The organism is Nitrosophilus sp. (genome assembly GCF_982775275.1).
Genome location: NZ_CEXZHP010000092.1, coordinates 1 through 5,659, shown reverse-complemented (window position 1 = coordinate 5,659; position 5,659 = coordinate 1). Strand labels below are relative to the sequence as shown.

The following is a 5,659-nucleotide window of genomic DNA, read 5'->3' as shown; positions in this document are numbered from 1 at the left end:
AAAGGCTTCGTTCGAATAAAACCATTTGCCAAATCTACAGCTTGTAAAATCGCTTAACTCCTTAGTCGATATCTCATCCAAAACTCTCGCTGTTTCTGTTATAAAGACTGCATGATCGCTTATGGCGTTTAATATTCTTGTATAAGGAGCATCAAAATCTTCAGCTAAAATGTCATAGCCCTCTTTTGAGTAGTCTATGGCGTCAAGTATCTGTTTGCCAAGCCTTTGGGATAGTTCTCTAACTTGAGTTAATTCCTCATTGATCTCTTCTATCTCTTTAGAGAGATTTTGTGTATTGTTCTCTTGTTTTTTTGTTAAATCGACCTGTTTTTGTATTAGAGTGGTTACCGAATTTGAGTTGTCTTTTATTTTTTTAAAGATTTTTGATACGTTTGATGCCCCTTCGGCGCTATCTTCTACGATACTTTTTGCGTGATTTACCACTTTTGAAGTGTTATCCATCTCATCCATCACTGAAACCGTAACCTCTCTAATTTCCCCAGCACTTTTTGAAGTTTTTTCGGCAAGTTTTCTAACTTCATCCGCAACTACCGCAAAGCCTCTACCAACCTCTCCGGCACGAGCGGCTTCTATGGCGGCGTTTAGAGCAAGGAGGTTTGTTTGTTCGGTGATTTCAAGTATTACGTTTAATACATGATCAATACCGCTGATTCTTCTTTTTAACTCTTCGGTCGTTTTTGTTAAGTTATCCATAGCTTTAACGGATTCTATTATGTCGTGATTTGTTTTATTTAGGGTCTCTTCGCCCTCTTCTATATAAACATTTGTTTTATTTTGAGCTTCTTCTACCTGATTTATCGATTCAAGCAGATCTTGAGCATATTTTAGGTTTTCGTTACTTTTTTGTGTTACGTTTTCTAAACCATCTTTTAATTCGGAAAATCTATTTTTAAATCTATATATACCGGTTTTTACTATTGACGCGTTAAAAGTTGCCTGAGCTATTTTAGGCGCGGCTTCGATCCAGTCCAATTCTAACTCTTTTTTTACGTTTTTTATCTCTTTTTCGGCGGCTTTTAACAGCTCTTTACACTCCTCGTTTTTTTCAAAATCCTTTTTGCCCATATTTTCTCCTTTTTATTTTCTTGCGGCAAATATCTTCTCTATTTTCTCTTTTAAAACTTCCGCAGGGAAAGGTTTTACTATATAGTTGTTAACTCCGGCTTTTATAGCCATTATAACGTTTTCCTTTTTCGCTTCGGCTGTAACCATTAAAATAGGAAGATGTTTTAGGTTTGGATCTTTTCTTATCTCTTGAACCATTTCAAGTCCGGTCATATTCGGCATATTCCAGTCTGTTACTACAAAATCGTATTTTCCGCTTCTTAGTTTTTGAAGTCCAACAAGTCCATCTTCTGCTTCGTCAATATTTTTGTATCCTAACTGATTTAAAAGATTTTTTATAATTCTTCTCATAGTAGACATATCATCGACAACTAAAATTTTTATATTTTTATCTGGCAGTGCCATAAAACCTCCTAATGTTTTTTAATAGCATATTGATGAACAATATGCAGTAGATCTTTCGTATCAAATTTTACAAGATGTGCGTCGGCTTTTACGAATTTTGCCTTATCTACGGTTGCTTTATCGGATAATGAAGTATTAATTACCACGGGGATTTTAGAAAAGATTGGATGCTCTTTTATTTTTTTGGTAAAGGTAAGTCCATCCATTCCGGGCATCTCTATATCGCTTACGATTAATTGAATCTTATCTGTAATATCTACACCTTCGCTTTTTGCTTCGTTATATATTTTTTCTAAAAACTCTATACCTTCTATTCCGCTTTGAACTTCGTATACTTTATGTCCATCTTTTTCCAAAATCTGTCTGATGATTTTTCTAGCTACCGGGCTATCGTCTAATATTAAGATATTGTATTTCTCTTGTGAAGTTGAAGTCTCTTGCGATTCATCGACACTAAAAACTTTTATCATTCCAAGTTCATCTAAAATACCCTCAAAATCAAGAAGAAGCAAAAGTTTTCCATCCTCAACCTCTATGACTCCTACAACTTTTCCACCCAATTTTTCATCGATACTTGCCGGGGGTTTATTGATATCTGTCCATTTTATTCTTCTTATTCTTTTTGCTTCATGTATGACTATTCCTATGATTTCCCTTAAAAACTCCATAACTATTACATATTTTCCGATTTTATCTTTTGGCTCTTTTATTTTCATCCATTTTGCAAGATTTACTATAGGTATAACATCTTCTCTTATTTTTGCGACCCCTTCAACTTCTGGTGGGAGACCGGGAGTTTTATATATATTTTGGGGCTTTTGGATAACCTCTTTGACTTTTGCCACGTTTACGCCCAGTATCCATTCATAAATAGATCCATCAGGCAACTCTTCATACATTCTAAAGTCAATAATTTCAAGCTCGTTAGCTCCGGTTTCAAGAATTTTTGGTAAAAAATCTTTTTTATTCATTTTAGCCCTTTTATTCTTCGGGATTTTTCTCTTCGCTCTCAAAGAGTTTATCAATATCTAATAAAATCAATAGATTTTTCTCTTGACTCTCTTCATTTTTTGCCATTACGACCCCGGTAATATATTTTGAGTCTATACCTATCGCATTTATTGGCGTTGGTTGAATATCCTCAAGTTCTATAGTGTTTGCCCCTTCAATTTCGTCGACCATTAAGCCTATATTTCCAAGCTCAGAATCTATTACCAATATAAAATTTTGTTCTTTTTCTTCATTTGGAAGGTCTAACATCTTTTTTAGATCCACAACTGGAACGATATTTCCTCTTAAATTTATCACCCCCAAAATATAATCTTTAGTTTTAGGAACAGGAGTAATATCTAACTTTTTTGTTATTTTGATTATCTTTTTTATATCTATTCCTATCAATTCATCATTTAATCTAAAAGATATAACTCTTTCTTCGTTTTTTATACTCTCTTGGATATGCTCTTTTACGCCTAATACTTCGGTTTCAGCCATTAGATAACTCCTGTTAGTTCGTTTTTCTTATCGTTAATTAAAGAATTAATATCAAGAATCAATACAACCCTACCATCCCCAGTTATAGTGGCGCCAGCTATTCCATGAACGTTGCTCAATAACTTTCCAAGAGGTTTTATTACAATTTCTTCTTCGCCGTAAAGTTCGTCTACGGCTATTGCGATAGATTTTTCTCCAACGTTTATTATTATTATGAATTTTTCTTTATGGTCATTTGGAAGATCAAAAAGTTCATTTAAAGTAAATAGTAAATAAACTTTATCCCTTAGCATCAAAGATTTGTAATGTCCAACATCTTTTATATCTTCCGGATTATACTGGATGATTTCTGCGACGCTAAATATAGGTATAGCAAAAACTCTATCGTTTGATCCTACCATCAATGTCCTAATAATAGCAACTGTAAGAGGCAGTTTCATAGTGATTTTGGTTCCACGCCCAGGCTTACTATCTATCTCTATAGTTCCTCTAAGAGAGTGAATGGTAGAGGCAACAACGTCCATTCCAACGCCTCTTCCAGATACGTCGCTAATTTGCTCTGCTGTGGAAAAGCCAGGAAGAAAAATTAGCTCAAATATCTCTTTGTCGCTCATATTTTCTGCTTGCTCGGCGGTGATGAGTCCTTTTTCTATAGCTTTTTTCTTTATGATCTTTGGATCTATCCCTTTTCCGTCATCCTCGATAGATACTATGATTCTATCTCCTTCTTGAAAAGCTGATAGTTTTATAGTTCCTGTTTCGCTTTTTCCAGAAGCCGCTCTAATATCAGGAGTTTCGATGCCGTGGTCTATAGAGTTTCTAACAAGATGTATCAAAGGGTCTTCGAGTTTGTTTAATATGCTTCTATCGATCTCAGTATCTTCTCCTTCAAGTTCGAGATTGATTTTTTTGCCAAGTTTCTTAGCCAAGTCTCTTACGATTCTAGGAAATTTGCTAAAAATTCTTTTAACAGGTTGCATTCTTAGCTTCATTACCGCTTCTTGTAGATCGCTAACGGATCTACTCATACCGGCTATTGCTTCATTTAACTCTTCCGCAACTTCGGAATCTTTATCTATCGTAGAAAATTTTGATGCAAGTTTTACTATCCTATTTCTATCAAGAACGAGCTCACCTACTAAATTCATTAATACTTCGACTCTGTCTATATCTATTCTTATCGTTTCACTCTCTTCCTTTTTAGGAGCTTTTTTAACCGGTTTTGAAAGCTCTTTTTTTGGGGGTTGAGGTTTTGCGGGCTCTTTTATCTCTTCTTCGGTTTTTTCCTCTTTTTTTCTAATCTCAATAATTAAATCGTTTACATCTTTACCTTCTGAGATTAATTTATCGATTTTTTCTATAAGATCCATATCCCTCTCATCCGGAGGCATAAGAATAAGTTCGTCCAAAATCTCTTTAAAACCCATTTTTGGAAATTTTTTTATTATTTCTTTTATTTTAGGATCAACATCCTCTTTAAAAATTATCTCATATTCACTCTCATTGTTATCGTTTGAATTTAGGGGCTCTTTTATCACTTCATTGTTAATAATATCTTCGTTTTGGGATGAAACGGGTTTTGAGTCATTTTTTATCTCTTTTCCTTCGAGTAAGTCATCGAGTTTCGTTAAAATTTCTTGCAGCTCCTCTTTATCTGGAATTTCGCTCTCTTCTTTTAGTCTAATAATGGCGTTTTTTAGTTGATCGATACCCTCTAAAATAATATCCATTTTATCAGAATCCAAACTCATCTCATCATTTCTTAATTTATCAAATACTGTTTCGATTTTATGGGCAAGCTCGATAATAGATTCAAGCCCCAAAAATCCGGCACCTCCTTTTAGAGTATGCATACCTCTAAATATTTTATTTAATAGCTCTTTATCAGATGGGTTATTTTCTAGTTCTACTAGTTCTTGATCCAAATTTTCAAGTATTTCGTCTGCCTCAAGCATAAACTCGTCAAAAATCTCCCTCATATCTTCGCTAAATTCTATCCTCATTTTAAATCCTTATAATCCGTAACTTTTTAAAATATCGTCCACATCATCTTGAATAACCTCATTCTCCCACGCAAACTCTTCTAAATCCGTATTATTTGATTTGTAATTTTTATCTATCTCTTTTAAAAAGTTTTGAACCTTTTTTAATCTTTGAGCACAAATATCTTGAAATTGAAGTTTTTCTATGATCGTATCAAGTTTTTTTTGATCAAAATCTTTTGATTTTTTAATTTCATTAATAATTTCCATTATTTCTTTAACCGCCTCTTCACTTTCATTTATACAAAGATCTAGATGATTTGTGGCAATTTTGAAGTCTTTGTTTTTAAACATAAAAATCCTCTTTTAATAAACTTAATAAACTTAAAAATGTAAAAATAGCAGATTTTTAAAAGTATTATCATATAATTAAATTTAATTTTAAATTAAAGTATATACAATTATATAAACTATTATCGGAAAAAGCAGAGGTATTTTTATGAAAGTAGAAAAAACTTTATTTTTATGGATTACTAGCTTAACGGTTTTATCATTAATATTCTCTTTTGTATTTTTATTAACTAATTGCGAAAATATTAAAAATCTTTTTCTTTTTATATTGCCCATTGCTATTTTTTTTGTTTCTTTTTTGTTTGCTTTTTATATCTATAAAGAAATTAAAAAATTTAAAGATA

At 32.7% G+C, this 5,659-nt stretch carries 7 protein-coding genes; 1 reads left to right on the top strand and 6 read right to left on the bottom strand.

All coding sequences use genetic code 11. The annotated features are described in order from the left end of the window. From AC30RD_RS05590 to AC30RD_RS05565, 6 genes are all read right to left on the bottom strand, one after another. Nucleotides 1–1,086, bottom strand: a 1,086-nt coding sequence (locus AC30RD_RS05590) for a methyl-accepting chemotaxis protein (RefSeq protein WP_489493348.1), incomplete at its 3' end; no start/stop codon positions are given. A 12-nt stretch (nt 1,087–1,098) separates the two neighbouring features. Continuing rightward, nucleotides 1,099–1,491: a chemotaxis response regulator CheY gene (locus AC30RD_RS05585; protein WP_489493347.1), complete on the bottom strand. Its 393-nt coding sequence runs from the start codon at nt 1,489–1,491 to the stop codon at nt 1,099–1,101. Between the two features lie 8 nt (nt 1,492–1,499). Continuing rightward, nucleotides 1,500–2,462: a chemotaxis protein CheV gene (locus AC30RD_RS05580; RefSeq protein WP_489493346.1), complete on the bottom strand. Its 963-nt coding sequence runs from the start codon at nt 2,460–2,462 to the stop codon at nt 1,500–1,502. Nucleotides 2,463–2,472: 10 nt separating this feature from the next. Next, nucleotides 2,473–2,982, bottom strand: a complete 510-nt coding sequence (locus AC30RD_RS05575; RefSeq protein WP_489493344.1) for a chemotaxis protein CheW — start codon at nt 2,980–2,982, stop codon at nt 2,473–2,475. Continuing rightward, entirely contained in the window at nt 2,982–4,985 is a 2,004-nt protein-coding gene (locus AC30RD_RS05570) for a chemotaxis protein CheA (protein ID WP_489493342.1), read from the bottom strand. The genes AC30RD_RS05575 and AC30RD_RS05570 overlap by 1 nt, the downstream gene beginning before the upstream one ends. 9 nt (nt 4,986–4,994) lie before the next feature. Further along, the gene (locus AC30RD_RS05565; protein ID WP_489493341.1) at nt 4,995–5,318 is read right to left on the bottom strand and encodes a hypothetical protein; all 324 of its coding nucleotides are present in this window, start codon (nt 5,316–5,318) and stop codon (nt 4,995–4,997) included. 145 nt (nt 5,319–5,463) lie between these two features. Between AC30RD_RS05565 and AC30RD_RS05560 the strand changes: the two genes are divergently transcribed. Next, nucleotides 5,464–5,659: hypothetical protein (locus AC30RD_RS05560; RefSeq protein ID WP_489493340.1), on the top strand; the 196-nt coding region annotated here is incomplete at its 3' end.

Excerpts from the sequence above, each read along its gene's own strand:
- AC30RD_RS05585 (WP_489493347.1), bottom strand. The coding sequence starts at position 1,491 with ATGGCACTGCCAGATAAAAATATAAAAATTTTAGTTGTCGATGATATG.
- AC30RD_RS05580 (WP_489493346.1), bottom strand. The coding sequence starts at position 2,462 with ATGAATAAAAAAGATTTTTTACCAAAAATTCTTGAAACCGGAGCTAAC.
- AC30RD_RS05575 (WP_489493344.1), bottom strand. The coding sequence starts at position 2,982 with ATGGCTGAAACCGAAGTATTAGGCGTAAAAGAGCATATCCAAGAGAGT.
- AC30RD_RS05570 (WP_489493342.1), bottom strand. The coding sequence starts at position 4,985 with ATGAGGATAGAATTTAGCGAAGATATGAGGGAGATTTTTGACGAGTTT.
- AC30RD_RS05565 (WP_489493341.1), bottom strand. The coding sequence starts at position 5,318 with ATGTTTAAAAACAAAGACTTCAAAATTGCCACAAATCATCTAGATCTT.